Source organism: Streptomyces beihaiensis (assembly GCF_026274175.1).
In the GTDB taxonomy this organism is placed as follows: Bacteria; Actinomycetota; Actinomycetes; order Streptomycetales; family Streptomycetaceae; genus Streptomyces; species Streptomyces beihaiensis.
Genome location: NZ_JAPHNL010000221.1, coordinates 1 through 827 on the forward strand (window position 1 = coordinate 1; position 827 = coordinate 827).

The 827-nt window shown below is 71.9% G+C and carries 1 protein-coding gene; it reads left to right on the plus strand.

All coding sequences use genetic code 11. The annotated features are described in order from the left end of the window. Nucleotides 1–108 precede the first annotated feature (108 nt). Complete coding sequence (locus tag OFY01_RS17470; RefSeq protein WP_266600942.1) at nucleotides 109–657, plus strand: SigE family RNA polymerase sigma factor; 549 nt, start codon at nucleotides 109–111, stop codon at nucleotides 655–657. Nucleotides 658–827 lie beyond the last annotated feature (170 nt).

Below are 827 nucleotides of genomic sequence, written 5' to 3' on the forward strand. Positions count from 1 at the left end.
TCCGATCTGCGCGGCCGGCCACCGCGGCCCGACCGCCGGCGCGGCGCCGGATCCCGGGCAACCGGATCGGCGGTGTCTGCGGTCTGTAGGGCGAGGGGAGGGTGCTTGATGCAGGCCGAACAAGAGGCCGAGTTCCAAGAATTCGTCAGAGCGCGGTGGTCCCATCTCGTGCGGACCGCGTATCTGCTCACGGGCGATGTGCACCATGCCGAAGATCTGACGCAGACAGCGCTGGCCAAGGCGTACCGCTCATGGCGGCGCGTCTCGCGCAGTGACAGTCCGGAGGCGTACGTCCGGCGGATACTGGTCAACTGCAACAGTGACCGGTTCCGCAAGCGGCGGGTCGCGGAGGCTCTGACCGCGGCGCCGCCGGAGGTGGCCGGGCACGACGAGGCCGTCTCGCGGGCCGACGAGCGCGACGTCCTGCTCGCGGCACTGACCGGACTGCCCCCGAGGCAGCGGGCGGTGGTCGTCATGCGCTACTGGGAGGACCTGTCGGAGGCCGAGGTCGCCGAGATGCTCGGCTGCTCGACCGGCACGGTCAAGAGCCAGGCTTCCAAGGCACTGGCCAAGTTGCGAACACATCCGGGGCTCGGGCACCGCGGGGACGAACCCGTCCGCGGCAAAGTGTCCTGCGGGCAGGAAGGCAGCAGGTGAACGAGGAGCAGGAGCAGCAGGGGGTGGGGGCCGGCGGGGACTTCGAGGAGCAGTTGCGCGAGCTGCTCGCCGAAGGTGCCAACACGATCCGGCCCGCGCCGGCGCCGTATGCGACGATCCGCCGCCGCGGCGCGACCGAGCGGCGGCGCCGGGCGGCGGCGACCGGGGAG